The 17,258-nt window shown below is 60.9% G+C and carries 15 protein-coding genes; 7 read left to right on the top strand and 8 right to left on the bottom strand.

Going from position 1 to position 17,258, the window contains the following annotated elements; translation table 11 throughout:
- Positions 1 to 21 precede the first annotated feature (21 nt).
- From ACEN9P_RS23235 to ACEN9P_RS23225, 3 genes are all read left to right on the top strand, one after another.
- Entirely contained in the window at positions 22 to 1,125 is a 1,104-nt protein-coding gene (locus ACEN9P_RS23235; RefSeq protein ID WP_495620597.1) for a sulfotransferase family protein, read from the top strand.
- A 52-nt stretch (positions 1,126 to 1,177) separates the two neighbouring features.
- Complete coding sequence (locus tag ACEN9P_RS23230; protein ID WP_495620596.1) at positions 1,178 to 3,763, top strand: ATP-binding protein; 2,586 nt, start codon at positions 1,178 to 1,180, stop codon at positions 3,761 to 3,763.
- A 362-nt stretch (positions 3,764 to 4,125) separates the two neighbouring features.
- Complete coding sequence (locus ACEN9P_RS23225; RefSeq protein ID WP_477663155.1) at positions 4,126 to 4,836, top strand: hypothetical protein; 711 nt, start codon at positions 4,126 to 4,128, stop codon at positions 4,834 to 4,836.
- Positions 4,837 to 5,137: 301 nt separating this feature from the next.
- Here the strand turns inward: ACEN9P_RS23225 and ACEN9P_RS23220 are convergent, their stop codons facing one another.
- From ACEN9P_RS23220 to ACEN9P_RS23210, 3 genes are read right to left on the bottom strand one after another with little or no spacing between them, the layout of a single operon-like run.
- Positions 5,138 to 6,112, bottom strand: coding sequence for a Bug family tripartite tricarboxylate transporter substrate binding protein (locus ACEN9P_RS23220; RefSeq protein ID WP_495620595.1), 975 nt, complete (start codon positions 6,110 to 6,112; stop codon positions 5,138 to 5,140).
- 40 nt (positions 6,113 to 6,152) lie between these two features.
- Positions 6,153 to 7,127: a Bug family tripartite tricarboxylate transporter substrate binding protein gene (locus ACEN9P_RS23215; RefSeq protein WP_477663153.1), complete on the bottom strand. Its 975-nt coding sequence runs from the start codon at positions 7,125 to 7,127 to the stop codon at positions 6,153 to 6,155.
- Positions 7,128 to 7,180: 53 nt separating this feature from the next.
- A complete protein-coding gene (locus tag ACEN9P_RS23210; protein ID WP_495620594.1) occupies positions 7,181 to 8,134 on the bottom strand; it encodes a 2-hydroxyacid dehydrogenase in 954 nt (317 codons plus the stop codon).
- Positions 8,135 to 8,242: 108 nt separating this feature from the next.
- Between ACEN9P_RS23210 and ACEN9P_RS23205 the strand changes: the two genes are divergently transcribed.
- Positions 8,243 to 9,412, top strand: a complete 1,170-nt coding sequence (locus ACEN9P_RS23205; RefSeq protein WP_477663151.1) for a citrate/2-methylcitrate synthase — start codon at positions 8,243 to 8,245, stop codon at positions 9,410 to 9,412.
- Here the strand turns inward: ACEN9P_RS23205 and pdxR are convergent.
- A complete protein-coding gene (pdxR, locus tag ACEN9P_RS23200) occupies positions 9,401 to 10,840 on the bottom strand; it encodes a MocR-like pyridoxine biosynthesis transcription factor PdxR (RefSeq protein WP_495620593.1) in 1,440 nt (479 codons plus the stop codon). The two genes, ACEN9P_RS23205 and pdxR, sit on opposite strands and share 12 nt — an antisense overlap.
- Positions 10,841 to 10,955: 115 nt before the next feature.
- On the opposite strand from pdxR, the gene ACEN9P_RS23195 reads away from it, so the two are divergent.
- Positions 10,956 to 11,573 (top strand): LysE family transporter, encoded by a 618-nt coding sequence (locus ACEN9P_RS23195; RefSeq protein ID WP_477663149.1) that lies wholly within the window; start codon positions 10,956 to 10,958, stop codon positions 11,571 to 11,573.
- 49 nt (positions 11,574 to 11,622) lie between these two features.
- Here the strand turns inward: ACEN9P_RS23195 and ACEN9P_RS23190 are convergent, their stop codons facing one another.
- The 4 genes from ACEN9P_RS23190 to ACEN9P_RS23175 all read right to left on the bottom strand — a co-directional run bounded on the left by ACEN9P_RS23190 (position 11,623) and on the right by ACEN9P_RS23175 (position 14,077).
- Positions 11,623 to 12,210 carry a DUF6036 family nucleotidyltransferase gene (locus ACEN9P_RS23190; protein WP_495620592.1) on the bottom strand — a complete coding sequence of 196 codons (588 nt, stop codon included), beginning with the start codon at positions 12,208 to 12,210 and terminating at the stop codon, positions 11,623 to 11,625.
- Positions 12,207 to 12,671: a type II toxin-antitoxin system Phd/YefM family antitoxin gene (locus tag ACEN9P_RS23185; protein ID WP_477663147.1), complete on the bottom strand. Its 465-nt coding sequence runs from the start codon at positions 12,669 to 12,671 to the stop codon at positions 12,207 to 12,209. The genes ACEN9P_RS23190 and ACEN9P_RS23185 overlap by 4 nt, the downstream gene beginning before the upstream one ends.
- An 84-nt stretch (positions 12,672 to 12,755) precedes the next feature.
- Positions 12,756 to 13,241, bottom strand: coding sequence for a hypothetical protein (locus ACEN9P_RS23180; protein ID WP_495620591.1), 486 nt, complete (start codon positions 13,239 to 13,241; stop codon positions 12,756 to 12,758).
- A gap of 317 nt (positions 13,242 to 13,558) precedes the next feature.
- Complete coding sequence (locus tag ACEN9P_RS23175; protein WP_495620590.1) at positions 13,559 to 14,077, bottom strand: SMI1/KNR4 family protein; 519 nt, start codon at positions 14,075 to 14,077, stop codon at positions 13,559 to 13,561.
- A gap of 1,074 nt (positions 14,078 to 15,151) precedes the next feature.
- Here ACEN9P_RS23175 and ACEN9P_RS23170 point away from each other — a divergent pair.
- Positions 15,152 to 15,679, top strand: a complete 528-nt coding sequence (locus tag ACEN9P_RS23170; protein ID WP_495620589.1) for a hypothetical protein — start codon at positions 15,152 to 15,154, stop codon at positions 15,677 to 15,679.
- A 449-nt stretch (positions 15,680 to 16,128) separates the two neighbouring features.
- Positions 16,129 to 17,211, top strand: coding sequence for an acyltransferase family protein (locus tag ACEN9P_RS23165; protein ID WP_495620588.1), 1,083 nt, complete (start codon positions 16,129 to 16,131; stop codon positions 17,209 to 17,211).
- Positions 17,212 to 17,258: the final 47 nt, after the last annotated feature.

The following is a 17,258-nucleotide window of genomic DNA, read 5'->3' as shown; positions in this document are numbered from 1 at the left end:
AGCAATAACAGGAGCAGGCGTATGGAGGTAGCAGAAGCAAAGGATGCCGGCGCCCTTGCGCACTCTCGCCCACGGCCCGTGCTGATGATCCCGCTGCGGCGCTGCGGCAGCCATGCCTTGCGCTTGCGCCTGAGCTTCAATCCGCACTTTTACTCGCCCTATCCCTTGCATATCGTGGATTTCATGCCGCTGGTGCCGCGCTATGGCGATCTTTCCGATGACCGGGCGTATTTCCGCATGGTGGTGGACGTGGTGGGTTTGCAGGCGGCAAGCCCGGTCAAGTGGCCCAACGTGGTATTTGATCCGAGGCAGATATTCGAGGCGATACGCCTCGAGAGGCGCAGCGTGCATCGCGTCGTCTGGGAGTTGCTGCTACGCGCCGGGGAGCTGCATGGTGCGAGGATTGTCATGGATAAATCGCTGGACAGCGTGCACTACGCGGATGAGTTGATGAGCCTGTTTCCGCAACTGCTGTTCCTGAATGTCGTGCGGGATCCGCGCGCGCAGGTGGCATCCATGACCCGCGCCATCATCCACGACTTCGATGCCACCCTGAACGCGATGGCATGGGTTGATGCGTATCGCGTGGCGCTGTCGCTGGCGGAGCGTTATCCGGAACGGGTGCTTACCGTGCGCTATGAGGACTTTCTTGCCGATCAGGAGAGCACGCTGCGCAAGATCTGCCGCTTCTTCGGCATCGAGTACCTGCCGCAAATGCTGGATGTCACGCGTTCGCACGAGGCACAGCAGCTCTCCCATATGTCGGCGCTCTGGGCTTCGAATTGTTTCGCGCCGATCGCCGCCAACGCGGACAAGTTCAAAACGCAGCTTTCGATGAAGGAAATCGAAGTGATCGAGACCTTGGCGCGCGACTACATGGCGCTTTATGGCTATGAACTGATGACGGATGCGCAGGCAGAGATCAGCGACAGCATGATGGCGCGCTCCCGCGAAGGTTCCGAGTTAGCGAAGCGGCGCGCCTGGCACGATCTGGAGCAGGGCGATTACCGGGATTTCATCTTGCGCCGTTTCCGGTCGGACTACCTGCAGCAGGTACACAATCGCCTGGACCATTTGCCGATGGCCGTTGCGGGCAACGCGGGCGATGCGGCTCGCATGGCGTGAAATTCTTCAATAACGAACGCGGCGAAATTGCATGCGGAACGAAAAGACTGCGATGAAACATTGGCAATTCGGCGGCATCAAAGGAAAACTCCTCGTTGGCCTGGGTTCCATGCTGGGATTCACCGCGTTGATCGCCATCACGGGCGTGTGGTGGATCATGAAGCTGGAGCGCGTCAACGACGAGGCGGTCGACGCGGGACTGACGGTGGAGCGGCAGATCAAGGAATGGCACCGCCTGACGCGGGCCAATACCTTGCGGACGCTGCTTTTGCTCAAAACCAATGACCCGGTACTGGAAAAGGAAGTTCGCGCCGAGATCGACGAAACGGTCAAAAAAGTCAACGGCATCCTGCGCAAACTGGACACGGCCCTGCACGATGACCCGATTGTGGAAACCTTTTCCGCGGCAACCGAGCGGCGCCTGCAATACCAGAAGATCCGCGCCGACGCATTCCAGGCCAAAAAGGCCGGCGACGAGCGCGAAGTCAGCCGCATCATCGAGCAGGAACTGATGTATGCGCAGAACAGCTTTCAGGCCGCGGTACAACAGCTGTCCGACGAGCAGGTCGCGCATATGCAGGAACTGGTCGCGAGCAACAATGCGCAGTCGGAACAGGCGCGATTCATCGTTGCAGTCTCCACGTCCATCGCGTTCGTCCTGGCGCTGCTGTTCTGGCTGGTGGCGCACAAACGCTCCAGGGAGGTCGAGCGCTCGCTGAACCACCAGCTGTCGGAAAGCACGGAACTGCAGCAGGCAATCCTGGACAGCGCCAATTTCTCCATCATCTCGACGGATATCAACGGAGTGATCCGCCTGTTCAACAATGGGGCGCATCGCATGCTGGGTTATTCAGCCAGCGAGCTCTTCGCCCGGCAAACACCCGACTTGCTGCACGACGAAACCGAAATGGCGGAGCGCGCGCAGCAGCTGAGCCTTGAACTCGGACAACCGGTCAAAGCCGGTTTTGAAGCGCTCGTTGCCAGGGCGCGCGGCGGCTTGGCGGACGAACGGGAATGGACTTATATCCGCAAGGACGGCAGCCGTTTGCCTGTCATGGTATCGGTCACAGCGCTGAGGGATGAGCAGCTTGCGCTGACGGGTTTTCTTTGCGTTGCCTACGACCTGATAGAGCGCAAGAGGGTCGAAAACATGAAAAATGAATTCATTTCGACGGTCTCGCACGAATTGAGAACCCCGCTCACCTCCATTCGCGGCTCGCTCGGGTTGATCTTCGGCGGCGTGGGCGGCGAGTTGCCCGAGGCCGTGAAGAACCTGGTGGGCATCGCCAAGAGCAACTGTGAGCGCCTGATCCGGCTGATCAACGACATGCTGGACAGCGAGAAAATCGAATCCGGCAAGATGCGCCTGGACCTGCAGGTCATCGACCTCAGGCCGCTGATCCAGCAGGTGCTGGCCGCCAACGAGGGATTCGCGGGCCAGTACGGCGCGACCTTGCGGCTGCAGGCGCCCGATGCGCCGCTGCAGGTGCGCATTGACGGGGACCGCATGATCCAGGTGCTGACCAACCTGCTGTCCAATGCCGTGAAATTTACGCCGCAGGGCGGGGTCGTGGAGGTGCGGGTGTCGCGCGAGGCCCAGGGTGTACGGGTCGAAGTGGTGGACAGCGGACCCGGTATTCCGGAGGAGTTTCGCGGCCGCATCTTCCAGAAATTTTCGCAAGCGGACTCTTCCGACACCCGGCAAAAAGGCGGGACCGGTCTCGGGCTCAACATCTCCAAGGCGCTCATCGAGAAAATGGGCGGCCGCATAGGCTTTAGCAGCACGCTGGGCACGGGCACCACCTTTTTCTTCGAGCTGCCCGAATGGCAGAGCCAGGTGCCGCTGCTGCAGCCGTTCCGGGCCAAGGCTGACGCCTTCCAGCCGCGCATCCTGATTTGCGAGGACGACCCCGACGTGGCCAGGCTCATCAGCATGATGCTGGCCAAGGCGGGATTTGAGGCCGAGATGGCCTACAGCGCTGAACAGGCTCTGGCCTGCCTTGCGCAGAACAACTACGATGCCGTGACCGTGGACCTGAAGCTGCCCGGCCAGAACGGTATCGCCTTCATCAGTGCGCTGCGCGACAACGAAAGCACACGCAAGCTGCCGGTCGTGGTGGTCTCGGCCCTGGCCGAGGAAGGGCGGCTGGAGTTCAACCACAAACCGCTCACTGTCTCGGACTGGCTGCAAAAGCCGATTGATGAAGATCTGCTGGTCCTCAGCGTACGCCGGGCCGTCGCCGGCATGCAGGCCGGCAAGCCGCGCATACTGCATGTGCAAGCCGATCTCGATATCCAGCGCATCGTTGCCGCGGTGGCCCAGGATGTCGCCAGCTTCACATCTGCCGCCACCCTGGACGAAGCCCGTGCCCTGCTGCGGGAGCAGCCCTTTGACCTGGTGCTGCTGGACCTGGGGCCGGGCAAGGAGTCAAGCTGGGACCTGGTCGAGGACATTGACGCGCTCGATCCGCGGCCGCCGGTGATCGTGTTTTCGCCCAGCGACACGGACCTGGCGGAAGATAAGCGGGCCGAGGCAGTCCTGCTCAAGGCTCGTACCTCCAGCATGGAGCTGTTAAGCACCATCCAGCGTATTCTGCAGATTCCCGCAGACCCAGGCACCGCCGCCCCAACCCCCTGAGCAGCCCCATGCGGGCACCGCCGGATTAACTTCGTGAGGTGAGGGTGAAAAATTTTTACGGCGCCGCCGTGAAGGCGGGCCTGCATCCGCAGGCAAAGCCCGCTCGGGCTTCATCAACACACCACAGCGATCACGCAGCTCGCCTGCGAGCGCGCGTGGCCCTGCCAACTATTTCACGTTCTCCAGGAATAAATCCCGCCCCGGAAACGCTTCGTTGCAATTCATGTGCGTGCCTCTCCAGGCCGCTGTGGGGCGCTCGCTAAGATGGCCCGCGGCGCGGCAGGGACGCGCCGTCGCAACGCAGGCCAAAGGGAATGTTTGCCCAAGGCCTGTTTTTTTTATCGAGAACCTAAGGGAGAAGCATGATTACAAGTTTGAAAAACAAGAAGTTTTTACTCGCCATAGTGGTAGCAGTCACCACATTGGGCCTCTCGGGTCAGTCTTTCGGCCAAGCCAAGGCCACCGACATCGTCGGCCTCAAGTTGGGCATGTCACCTGATGAGGCGCGCGCGGCGCTTAAGGCACATGACGCTACGATGAAGATCGCCGACCTGGCGAGCTGGAGGGCCCAGCCTGGCGTCCCAGCCTCGATAGCCAAGATCCGTGGTTGCAGCTCAGCGGTGCCTGATGGGCCATGCAAAGACGAAATCGTCGTTACCTTTGGTCATCTCTCTAAAAAGGCATTGTTTGTCACGCGTGTGCTGAAGGTCGGCAACGGCGTGCTGCATCAGGCCGCTGTCGACAGCCTGATCCAAAAATACGGCCAACCGACTTTCCGCGGCAGCCCGAACAGCTTACTCTGGACCTATACGGCAGCTGGTGCGCCGGTTGGTAATACGGAATGCGCCGTTAGTGCCCAGTCTCCGATCGAGAGTGTCACGCCGAAACCACAATGCGGTACGGCCACCTCTGCAAACATCCTGGCTGGCCCAGGCGCGCTTGCCTCGGAAATCCATGTGGCAACCTATGAAGGCCAGCGCCTGGTTGACGAGCGCGCATTGCTGGTCGCCGCGGTCAAAGCACATCAAGAAGAGATCGAGCGCGCGGCCAAGGGCAACAAGGTCAAGTTATAGAGAGCGGCATTTTCCGCTTGTCGGCGCGGGCTCCGCGCCGACAAGCCTTGGACAATTACAACCATCCTCGTCCTTACGGCTCGCTCGGCCACTTGACCCCGAGCGAGTTCGTCCGGAGAAGCTCAGTTCAACCCGAGGAGGCGGCCAATCACCGATCCTCTGTCCAACTCGCCCGCCCGAAACACGGCCGGGCTTGCGCTTTGACGAGCAGGCAAAAAAATCCCGCAGTTCTCATGCGGGATGAAGTTGTCACCACCAAAGTGACAGGAGAGACAACAGGGAGAGATTCAGCGGGCCGGGGTCACTCCGCCTGGATGTTCGCGGCCTTGACGACCTTGGCCCATTTGGCGAGGTCGGACTTGATCAATGCGGCGTATTCCTGGGGTGTGCCGCCCTGTATCTCTATGCCGGCGGCCTCGAGCTTGGCTTTCACGTCAGGCAGTTTGAGCGCCGCGTTGATTTCAGTGTTGAGCCGGGTGATGACGGCCGGCGGCGTGCCGGCCGGCGCGAGAAAACCGCCGTTGGTGTTGGCGTCATAACCCTTGAGTCCCTGTTCGTCGGCCGTCGGGACGTCCGGCAGCGACATGGCACGCTTGCGTGTCGACACGGCAAGCGCCCTGACGTTGCCGGCCTTGGCCTGCGACTGGATGGCGCTGATGGTGTCTATGTACAGCGCGGTGCGCCCCGCCAGCAAATCCGGGTGGGCCGCCGAAGAGCCTTTGTAGGGCACCAGCAGCATCTGCGCGCCGCTGGCCATGCGGAACATCTCGGCCGCCATTTCCTGGGCGCTGCCGCGGCCCGAGGTGGCGACCTTGGCCTGGTCCGGGTTGGCTTTCATCCAGGCCACGAACTCGGGCAGGGTCCTGGCCGGAATCTGCGGGTACATGGCAAACACCAGCGGGACCTCGTGGGTGTAGACAATGGGCTCAAAGCTTTTTTCGGGGTCCCAGCCTAGGTTTTTGAACAGGAATTTGTTGGTGTTGTGGCTGCCGCCCACGATGCCTATGGTGTAGCCGTCGGGCGCGGACTTGGCGAGGACTTCGGTGCCCAGGTTGTTGGAGGCGCCGGGCCGGTTGTCGACGATCACCGGCTGGCCCATGGAGATTGCCAGCTTGTCGCCGACGACCCGGGCAATGGTGTCTATGGCGCCGCCGGGCGGCGCGGGCACGATGATCTTGATGGCGCGCGTGGGGTAGGCCTGGGCGAGGGCCAGGGCCGGGACCAGAGCCAGCGAGGCCGAAACGGCAAGGGCCCTGATGAGGGTTGTGCGTTGCATGTTTATTTGTCTCCTTGTTTGTGGTTCGGGCCCGCTCACCTTATTGCGTGGTGATCTTGCGGCTGCGGATGATCTGGGCGTAACGGGTTTTGTCCGCTGCAATCAGTTTGGAGAATTCCTGCGGCGAGGTGGTGCGCGGCACGGCGCCCAGCGAGGCGAAACGCGCCTTGACCGCTTCATCGGCCATGACGGCGCGCACATCGGCGGCGATCTTCTCCACCAGATCGGGCGGCGTGCCCGCGGGCGCCAGCAGGCCTATCCATGAAATCGCGTTAAAGCCCGGGAGCGCGCTTTCCGAGAGGGTGGGCACATCGGGCAGGGCGGCGACGCGCTTGTCGCCGGTCACGGCCAGGGCGCGAAGTTTGCCGGCCTTGATGTGGCCCGAGGCCTCCAGCACGGTCATAAAAGACAGCTGCACATGGCCTGCGATGAGGTCGGCGATGGCCGGCCCGCCGCCGCGGTAGGGCACATGCAGGATGAAGGTGCCGGTCTGGTCCTTGAACATCTCGGCGGCAAGGTGGGGCGCGCCGCCGGCGCCTGAGCTGCTGTAGGTCAGCTGGCCGGGCCGGGACTTGGCCTGCGCAATGAATTCGGCGGCGGTCTTCGCGGGCACCGCCGGGTTGACCATCATGGCCAGCGGCAGTTCGGCCACCAGCGACACCGGGGCAAAGGCGCTGTCCGGGTCATAGGGCAGTCTGGGATACAGCGAGGGGTTGATGGCCTGGGTACCGATATTGCCCAGCAGCAAGGTGTAGCCGTCACGCGGCGCCTTGGCCACGAAGTCGGCGCCTATCTGCCCGGCCGCGCCGCCCTTGTTGTCGACGATCACGGGCTGGCCCCAGCGTTTGGTCAGCTGCTCGGCAATGATGCGGCCGCCCGTGTCGCTGCCGCCGCCGGGCGGGAAGGGCACCACCAGCGTGACCGGCCGGGTGGGAAAGGTCTGCGCACCAGTGCCGGTGCAGGCGAGGGCGGCCACGGCGAAAGCCATGGCAAGGGCAAGAGGTCTGCTGATCATTTTTTGTCTCCATCATTTGTTTTTAGGTTCGGTCTGCAAAGGCGAATGCGGGCCTAGGTCGTCAGGCTCATGGCCGGCCGCTGCCCCGCCAGGGCCTGGGCAATGCTGTCCAGCACCATCTCGCCCATGGCGGTCCGGGTTTCCCAGGTGGCGCTGGCGCGGTGGGCCTGTAGCGTCACGGCGTCGGATTGGCGCAGCGCCAGGGGCACGCGCGGTTCGTCGACAAAAACATCCAGGCCCGCGCCGGCAATGCGGCCGGCGACCAGGGCCTCAGTCAGGTCGGCCTCGTTGACCAGCCGGCCGCGCGCGATATTGACCAGGAAGCCGCGCGGGCCCAGCGCGTCCAGCACGGCGGCATTGATGATGCCTTCAGCCTTGTCGGCCGCGGCGCAGAGCACCAGCGCATCGGAGCCGCGCGCCAGCGCCAGCAGGTCAGGCACATACGGATGTGCAACGCCGTTGATGGGCGCCAGGTCGGTGTAGCTGACAGGGCAGGCAAAGGCCGCGGCCCGCTGCGCCACGGCGCGCCCGACCCGGCCCATGCCGACAATGCCCACGCGCATGCCGCTGAAGCGGCGGGCCAGCGGAAGGGCGCTGGGCTGGGGACGCAGCTCCCATTGGCCTTCGCGCACAAAGCGGTCGCCCGCGCACAGGTTGCGGCAAGTGGCGATCAGCAGGCCTATGGCCAGGTCGGCAACGTCTTCGGTCAGCGCGCCCAGGGTCGCGGTGACGGGCAGGCCGCGGGTCCGGCAGTAGGCCAGATCGACCGCGTCGGTGCCGACGCCATTGACGGCCACCACCTTGAGCCCGGGCAGTTGCTCCAGCATGGCCCGTGAAATGCCGGTATGCCCGCCGGTGACGGCGGCGTCCATGGACGCGCCATGCTCCCGCAGCCAGGCTTGCGGGTCGGCCAGCTCAAACAGCTTGTGCACGGTGTAAAGGGAAGCCAGCTTGTCGTTGATGGCGGGGATCAGGATGGGGTTGAGTTGGAGGATCCGGGGTTTCATGGAGAGGGTTCAGTTCATGGGGCGAGGTGAAGCGCATGGTATGAATGAATTGATGTGATCGTCAATATTGATGTATAAAATCAATATAAATTCATTCTTCCCATCACCATGGCTTCCTGGATTTCAATGAACGAGGCTTGCGAGCTTCTCGGTGTGCGGCCGCAGACGATTTACGCCTATGTCAGCCGCGGCAAGCTTGAGGTCGCACCCGACCCGGCCGACACGCGGCGCAGCCTGTACCGCGCAGAAGACGTGGCGGCCCTGGCCAAACGCAAACAGGCCGGCCGCAAGCACGAGACCGTGGCCGCCAACACGCTGTTCGGCGCGGAACCCAGCATCCCGACGGCGCTGACAGCCTTTTTCCGCGGGCGCCCGTATTACCGGGGCCGGGACGTGATCGGCCTGGCGGCCTCCGCCACCCTGGAGGAGGTGGCGCAGCTCTTGTGGAATGCCGAACAGGCGGTCGATTTTTCGTCGCCTGAAGCAGCGCCGGGCAAGCCGGGCAGGGCCCTGGCCTTCACCGCCCTGGCCGGCCTGGCGGCCGAAGGGCATTCGACGCGCGGGCGCCTGACGCGGGTGCTGCACGGCGAGGGGCAGCGCCTGGTGGGCCTGGTGGCCAACGCCTTCGGCGCCCGGCAAGGGAGCAAGCCGCTGCATGTGCGCCTCGCGCAAGGCTGGAAACAGCCGTCCGAGGTGGCCGAACTGCTGCGCACGGCCATGGTCTTGCTGGCCGACCACGAACTCACCGGCTCGGCTTTCGCCGCGCGCATTGCGGCCTCGACAGGCGCCTCATTGCCGGCCTGCCTGCTGGCGGGATTGACCACCCTCTCGGGCCCGCTGCACGGCGATGCCTCCGGCCGTGTCCACGCCCTGTTCGGCGAGGTGGAGCGGCTCGGCGAAGACAGGGCCATAGACCATTACCTGTCGACCGGCCTGGCCTTGCCGGGGTTCGGCCACCACATCTACCCGGACGGCGACCCGCGCGCGGCCGCGCTGCTGGCCTTGTTTGAGCCTTCAAAAATGATCACGCGCTTTATCGAACAGGCCACGCAGCTGACCGGCCTGCAGCCCAATATCGACGTGGCCCTGGCCGCGCTGGTCGCCCACCACCAGCTGCCGGCCGATGCGGCCTTCGCGCTGTTCGCGACCGCGCGCAGCGTGGGCCTGCTGGCGCACAGCCTGGAGCAGCTGGGTGTTGCCCAGGTGATCCGGCCGCGCGGGCGTTATGTGGGCGTCATGCCGGACATGCCGCAGGGCAGGGCGGGCTTAGCCCAATAGCTTGACCAGGGCCCGCAACCCGGTGGTCACCTCGCCGTCGCCGATCAGGCCCAGCCCAAAAGTCAGGCCGTTGTAGCGCAGCCGCCGAAGCCCGGACCTGTCCAGCGCTTCCACCGCGATGCCCGCCTCGGCGGCCGCGCGCGCCACCTTGTACGCCTCGAACTGCGGCGCCAGCATCGCGCTCACATGCAGCCCGGCGGCCGACGGCAGCGGTATCAGCAGCCCTTCCGCATGCTGCTCCATCGCCTGCAGCAGGGCGTCACGCCGCGCCGCATAGACGCGGCGCATGCGCCGCACATGCCGTGCGAGATGCCCTTCGCGGATAAAGGCGGCCAGCGCCAATTGCGTCAGCAAGGGCGGCGCGCCCTGCGTGGCATGCAGCGCCGCCGCGAGCCGCTCCCGCGCCCAGGCCGGCGCCACCACAAAGCCGGCGCGCAGGGCAGGGAACATCACCTTCGAAAAAGTACCGACATAAAACACCAGGCCGTTGTCGTCCAGCGAATGCAGCGCGTCCAGCGGTCCCCCGCCGTAGCGGAACTCGCCGTCATAGTCGTCTTCGATCACGACGGCCTGGTGTTGCCGCGCGAATTCCAGCAGCTGCGAGCGGCGGTTCAAGGACATTGCGGTGCCGACCGGGAACTGGTGCGAGGGCGTCACGCAGATCACCCGGGCCTCGGGCGGCAGGCGGTCCACGCGCAGGCCTTCCTTGTCGAGCGGCACGCGCTGCAGCTGGGCGCCGCGAAAGGCCATGGCCGCGTGCAAGGGCGCATAACCCGGGTCCTCGACGGCCACCACCGTGGCCTGCGGCGTAACCAGCAGGTCGGCCAGCAGGGCGAAGGCATGCTGCGCGCCCGAGGTGATGACCACGTCATCGGCGCTGCAGGCCACCGCGCGCGACAAGGACACATGGCCGGCAATCGCTTCGCGCAGCTGGAGGTCGCCGGCGGGGTCGGTGTAGGCCCTGGGCGCTCGCGCAAAGTCGTGCTGGGCGCGGGCGCAGAGGCGCCGCCAGCCGGCCCAGGGAAACTGCGTGTGGTCCGGCAGGCCCACGCGGAAGTCAAAACGCGGCCCAGGCGGCATGGCTTCGGCGGACCACGGTGCCACGTGCCGCCATGCGTCGGGCAGGTCGGCGCGTGGCGGGCCGGCCGGGCTTGATGGCGGCGCCGCGTGGCCGCGCGGCGGCAGGGTCGCCGCGACAAAAGTGCCGGCGCGCTGGCGCGGCAGCAGATAACCTTCGGCCGCCAGGTGGTCATAGGCGGCCAGCACGGTGTTGCGCGACACGCCCAGCCGGTCCGCGAGTTCGCGCGTGGTCGGCAGCCGCACGCCCGCGGCCAGTCGCCCGTCGATGATCGCCGCCCGGATCTGCCGGTGCAGGGCGGCGAAGCGCTCCCGCGAGCCGGCCGCGGGCATGTCGATATGAAATTCCATGCCTGTTATGGCCCTTATGGATTAGCAAATTGTGGAGCTTCAAAGGTACCAGATGGCATGCCATGCTGCGGCCCGGAAACATGAAATAAAACCTGAAACAAAGGGTGATGCCCAAATGGATACCGCACTCGTCCTGCTCTCGCTGTTCCTGATCGACAGCCTGGCCATCGTCAGCCCGGGCCCCAACATCCTGCTGGTCGTGCATGCGGCCGCCGAGCGAGACCGGCGCGGTGCCTTGCTGATTGCCGTGGGGCTGGCCGCCGCCGGCGCCATGTGGGCGCTGATCGCGGTCACCGGCCTGACGGCGGTTTTTGAGCTCATGCCTTCGCTGCAGACGGGGATCCGTATCGCCGGCGCGGCCTACCTTTTGTACATTGCCGTGCGCCTGTGGCGCTCGCACGCGGGGCCCAAGCCCACGGTGGCCGTCTCCGAACGGGCGGCGCAGCCGGCGCGCCAGGCGCTGCTGCGCGGCCTGGCCACAGGCCTGCTGAACCCCAAGTCGCTGGCTTACTTCGGAAGCATCTTTGTGCTGCTGGTGCCGGCCGACGCCGGCTGGCCGCTTCGCGCCGCTGCGGTCGGGCTGGTGCTTTTCGACGCGCTGCTCTGGTACAGCCTGGCCGCCTGCCTGTTCTCGACGCCGCGCGTGATCGAAGGCTATATGACGCTGCGCCGGCCTATAGACCGGGCTTGCGCTGCGCTGATGGCGGCTTTCGGCGTCAAGCTGATGCTGTAGCGCGGGGGAGGCCGGCCGGCGATGAGCAGCGACATGGATCGTTCGCGCACTATTGCGGCGGCTTCAAATTCCCTCGCGTCGCCTCCGAGCGGGCGTCTTTGATGAACTCGAACCAGGCGCGATCCTCTTCAACCAGCGCGCGAGCGCGTTGCTCCTCCTCTGTGTCGAAAAAGCTTGTACTTCCGATCCGGGACTTCACAATCGGCATCGACACGACTCCGGCAAGGATTCCCGCCTGAATCCACCGACGGTCGCGGGGCTCACCACGGGCATATTTGGAAAGGGCGGCGTCGTTTGGATCCAGAAACCAGGCCCTCAGTCCGTCGCGCTCAACCTTGATGAGGCGGTCACGCCAGCCGTCCGGCAATGCCGGTAAATCAGGGGAGACGGCGTCGAGAAAATAGCCTGACTTCTCGTGATAGGCCGAGTTTTCCCCCAACGATTTCGCAATGTCAAAGATGCGGCCGGGATCGGCCTGGGTGAAGCAATCCACGTCGTTGGACAAGGTCATGGCCTCGGGGATCTCGAAGCTCTGTTCCAAACCCAGGATGGAAAGGCTGCCAATCACGACGAAGTCGGTGTGGCCGGACAAGATCCGGGCCTCTTTGAACATCGCGAACAGGGCGTCCAGGTTCATGCGTGCACTCCCACCCACGGCGAGTTTTGCCGCAGCGAAGGACCCCATCCATCGGCGTCGGAAACCATGGTGCTTGCCATGGCGACTGGATCCAAACTCAAGATCTGCTCCCATTTCCGGATGTAGTCCGTGCTGCAGAGCCGTTCTTTTTTCCAGCGATCCACCACGGCTCTAGCGTTCTGAATGAGCTGGTCACGCTGGGAGGCAGGCAGCGTGACCAGATCCAGCGCAATTCTGTGGTGCCTGTTCAGCCGGTCTTTCTCAACCATGGCCTGATTCGCTCGGGCAAGCTGGCGCGCCGAACGCTGTGGATCGTCAGGCTGCGCCTGGTTAAATCTCTCGGGTGAGACGACATAGGCTACAACCTTGCCGTGTTTTTCAATGGCCACGGGCGCAATTCCCGCGGCTTTGATGAGCTGCCCAAATTGCTGCTTGGCGATGCTTGAGGGGAATTGCTCCATCTGGGGCTCCACGTTGAATTGTCCATTTTAATTAAAAATGTCCAATTTGTCTGCTTTAGCCCGGGAATGCCATGCAGGAGTGAATTATTCGAAGAACACGGTGCAGACCGACCAGCTCACCACTTCCGGGGCAGAGGCCGGGGCGGAGGAGGCCGGCGCCGGCGTGCTGACCAGCGAAGTCAGATGCAACACAGGCCACTTCGAGCCGGGAAGTGCCTGCCCGTGCAGCTTGGTCACCCGCATCAGCCGCTTGCCGGGGTCGTCGCCAGCCGTCGTTTCGTTGTAGTCCAAGCGGCCAACGGCGCGGGAGTCCGAAGGCGAGCCTGCCGGACGCCGGAGTTGCCGAATCATGCTCATGTCAGGGCCTGCATCGTAGCTGGACGAGCGTCCGTGTTCCAGAAGATGTCCGGCGAGGCGCAGATCGCCAGGCTCGCGCACCAGCGTTCTGGAATCCACAAGCCAGAGCTCCTTGGGCGCATCGCGCAAGACGTTGGTCAAGGAATTCGGCGAGGCCGCGTGCAGCCTGAACACGCCCTGTGCCTTTCCGGCATAGCTCACAGCGAAGGGCATGCGGCGGATCGTGACCGACGCTCCGTTGGACTCTACGAGACGGTCGTTCTGGCTTAGCTGAAGATCACCGCAGCGCGTGTTGACTGGCGCAGGGCGATCAGCGGCGCAACCGGCAAGGAGCACCGTGCAGACAGCGATCAGGCTAGCCGTCCTGTCAAAAGACACGGCCGTCTTTGAGGCCCAAAGCGATGCGCGAATAACACTTAACATAATACATATCGTGGAACACTGAGGCTATTTCGTTTTAGCTTTGTGATCTCGAAGAGCCTGTACCAGAAGCCGTGACGACACCTGAAACGATAAACACACTCTCGCGCCTATTTCCCCTCAATTAAAGCTTGATACTCGCTCCGGTTGTAGTCCACCAACGAGAGAAACCACTCGCTAAAGTTCGGAAACGTGTCGATCACTTGCCCAGCAAACCAAAGAACTGTGCCAGGTGATTGAGATCGCGATGTCGATATTGCGAAGACATCTGTATTGAACCTAGAGACTGCAATAGGAAGCAATTCATCCCTACTGAATCCACAAAGATCACTCAAACTCTCCAAGCTCTTCAATAGCTCCTCAGCTCGCTGACACCGAGGTCCTCCCAACAAGTCTGACGTGCCAAACACATCGACTGATTGAAAGAACCAGTCCCATCCATTTGCGTGTAAAAGAAATGCACGATGCTCTGCATCGAGGGAGAATCCGAGGCGGGCCTCAATATCGCCAATTTCTTGCTCAGTTGCTGCAACGCCCGGGAAAGCGTGATCCCATACATGCTCGACATCCGCGTCGGCTACTTTTCGCTTTACGAGAACGGCAATAGCGATTTCTTTCACCCAATCCATTACAGATCCCTTTCATATATAAAACGTGTTGGCTTGTAGCGGAGACTGCTTCAAGTAGATTGCGCGAGTGGGCTGCTTTTGACCGAAAGCGGCCGTTGGCTATTAGACTTGATTCTCTGCCCTCCTCCGAATTACTCATCGGATTAATCGCTCGGGCATAAAAAAACCCTCCGATTAGGGGAGGGTTTGCTTAACATCACAAAGATCGTGGTGTTTTATCAACGGGTTTTATGAGACAGAGTTTTCATAACGAGCCCGGAATATACATCGTGGAATACCTCATCATGTCTGCTTTGGGGCCCAAAGCAGTCATCCATCTCCTCTAGGAAAGCAGTCACCCAACCGTCTTACATGAGCGGCTGACTTTAGGTGCTCCGCTCGATGGAATGGTTAGAACTCATTCGTCGCTGCGCTTGGGCTTGGCGGCCTCCCAACATCCTATTTTTGGGTACGTGCTTTGTAATCCTCCCGAATTTTGTATGAGAAGGGCACGTAGCACCTACTCTCGGGAAAAATCAGAAACAGCAGACCGATAGATAGGTTGGGCTTGAAACCGTTGAAGAACATTAGGGTTTGGCCCGAGCTCGCCTCCACCAAAACTACGCGCTCTTCATTCACGCCCCACCCACGGTGCTCATCGGATACTAGCTGGACCAGTTCGGGAGCTAGGACTGATCTCCAGGTATTCCCAGATCGCTCGCTACCTGTAACGGTTAGATTGGATGGACGTGGTTTCCATTCGGCCGCGGGAACAAATATGTGAGCGCCGCTTTCAGCACTGCAAAGATGGTCTATGTAAGCGTTTCTAAGGAATGGATAACTAACGGCACATGCTGCAGATATCGCCACAAACAACGCCATGGTGCGCTTAAAAATAGACGCGGACTTGTCGCCTCCGGTCGTCGTTTGCATTGCTTTAACCAAAGCAAATGCAAACAGCCCAGCCACGGAACAGGAAATCAAGCCCACAATTAGTATGAAACCGAATCCTATTGCGAACATCAAGGCACCTTACTACGCTCGTAAAAAAAAACCGAGCATAGAGCGTTTGCCCGCTTATTAAACTCGGTGGGCTTGTTCTTCGCCCTCAACGAAGTCGCTATGTCAATAAAAAGATGCGCCCCGTTTGTTTTGATTGCTGTTGCAAGTTTGGTGATTCAGTTCGTGTTGGTCTATAGCTTTGAACCAAGCAACGCCGATCTCGCGATAAAACGAACGATAACTGGTGAATATTCGGTCAGCGATAGAGTGGCCGTAATGCAACCCAAGACTACCGTTAATGGTTATGAGGTGTTCTGTTTAATTAGCTATCTTGGGCCGAGCGGGTCCTGCTTAACTCAATATCGCGGCCAGGTGGTCACCGTAGCGTTGGCTGAGTACGGGCACCTTTTTGGAACCGGTGAGGTGGTGGTGGAAATCACAGGGAAAGATTTAGCTCGAACTTTCTATGACCCAAATAAGCGGATTCGTCAGTGGTGGATTTCGTCGATATGGACTGCAATCTCTGTGTCATTTTTCACTACAACTCTCTTCGGGTGGGCGTACTTGATGCTGTTAAAACGGAGAAATAAACGCGGCGACCGACGACGTTTATCCGATTAAACTGATTGCTCTGCCCTCCTCCGATTTACTCATCGGATGAATCGCTCGGGCATAAAAAACCCCTCCGATCAGCGCGAAGTCCGCATAACCCGTCGTTTGCTGGCAATTCCAGTGCAAGAGGAACGCCGACACCACGCCCGCATGGTGTGGCGATGACGAGGCTCTGAGCAGCCAAACGGAACTGCCGGCACAAAATCAAGCACGGTCGATGCAGGATGTGGGATAGCACGCTGGACCTCACGCCACCCAAGGCGATTACGCTGGAGTTCCCTGAGGGGCCACTGCTGTGTGCTTTGAATGCCCGCCCGGTCATCGGGTGGCGCGGCACTGGTTAAACAGTTTTGGCGACTGTTGGGTGTTGGACACCAATCCCTTCGTAGTGTGGCTCACATACACTGGGAATTAATAAAAGGCATTAGCGGCTGGTTGCCGCGTTGTGTTGGACAAAAATGAAATCTAAAGAACGGCTACACATGTACAGATCGCTTCAAGGTACTAGAGCAGTTGCAGCGATGCTTGTTGTGTTGTTTCACCTTGGAAGTACCTTGGCACTGAGCAAGTACTTTGGAATTGATGCATTAGCCGTCCCCTTCAAATTTGGTAGCGCCGGTGTTGAATTTTTCTTTGTTCTCAGTGGCTTCATCATCCTCAGTGTGCATGCTAAAGACATAGATAGACCGGATCGATTAGCGGCATATATCCGAAAGCGAATTAGCCGCATTTTCCCCATCTACTGGATTATTTTTCTGTCGATATTTGTAGTCGCTATGCTATTGAGCGGCTTTAGAGATAACGTTCCCAAAGATGTATCGCATGTCCTAGCCTCACTATTGCTCATTCCGCAGGAGGCGGGAGCTCCCGTGGTTTCGGTTGCGTGGACGTTGCAGTACGAGATGTGCTTCTATCTATTTTTTGCGGTTTTGATTGCGAGTCGGTGGGTGGCACTTGCTCTTGGATGCTTTTATCTTTATCTGTACTCCACTTATAGTGGCTCCCCATCTGTAGGCTTTCCTCTGTCTTTCATATTTCGAGACTATGTTTTTCTTTTTATGATGGGTGCGCTGGTGTCATTCGTCAATTCGAAAAACAAGAGTCTCTTGAGAGCACCTGTCGCTGTTGCGGGGTTCGGGGTTGCACTTTTTGCGTTAGTGGCGATTGATGTTGTTGCGGGAGCCAATTTGCTTAATGCCTGGCGCACGATCCTTTATGGCATAGCGAGTGCCGTGATTATTCTCGGTCTAGTACAAGCAGAGAATAGAGGTAAGGTCTTGCTCGATCAGAATTGGCTCCAATTAATGGGTCAATCCTCATACTCCCTTTACCTAATTCACTTTACCGTGATCGGGGTTTTTTCCAGACTTGCTATGTCGATTGGGCTTAATGGGTTCGGATGGTTCGGGGCGATGGCAACTTACGGGGCCATACTGTGCGCATGCATTGCCATCTCGCTGGCATTCCACATGTGGGTGGAAAAACCTATCGCTGGTTACCTCGGCAAAAAGCGTGGCCAGCCTTCACTGCTGACGTCGTAAGCCGCCGACTGACAGCTAAGTACACTTGATCACTCTGCCCTCGTCCT

The sequence above is a fragment of the Polaromonas sp. Polasp52 genome (assembly GCF_059491565.1).
The sequence above is the reverse complement of the archived record's forward strand: the minus strand, read 5'-3'. Positions and strand labels throughout refer to the sequence as shown.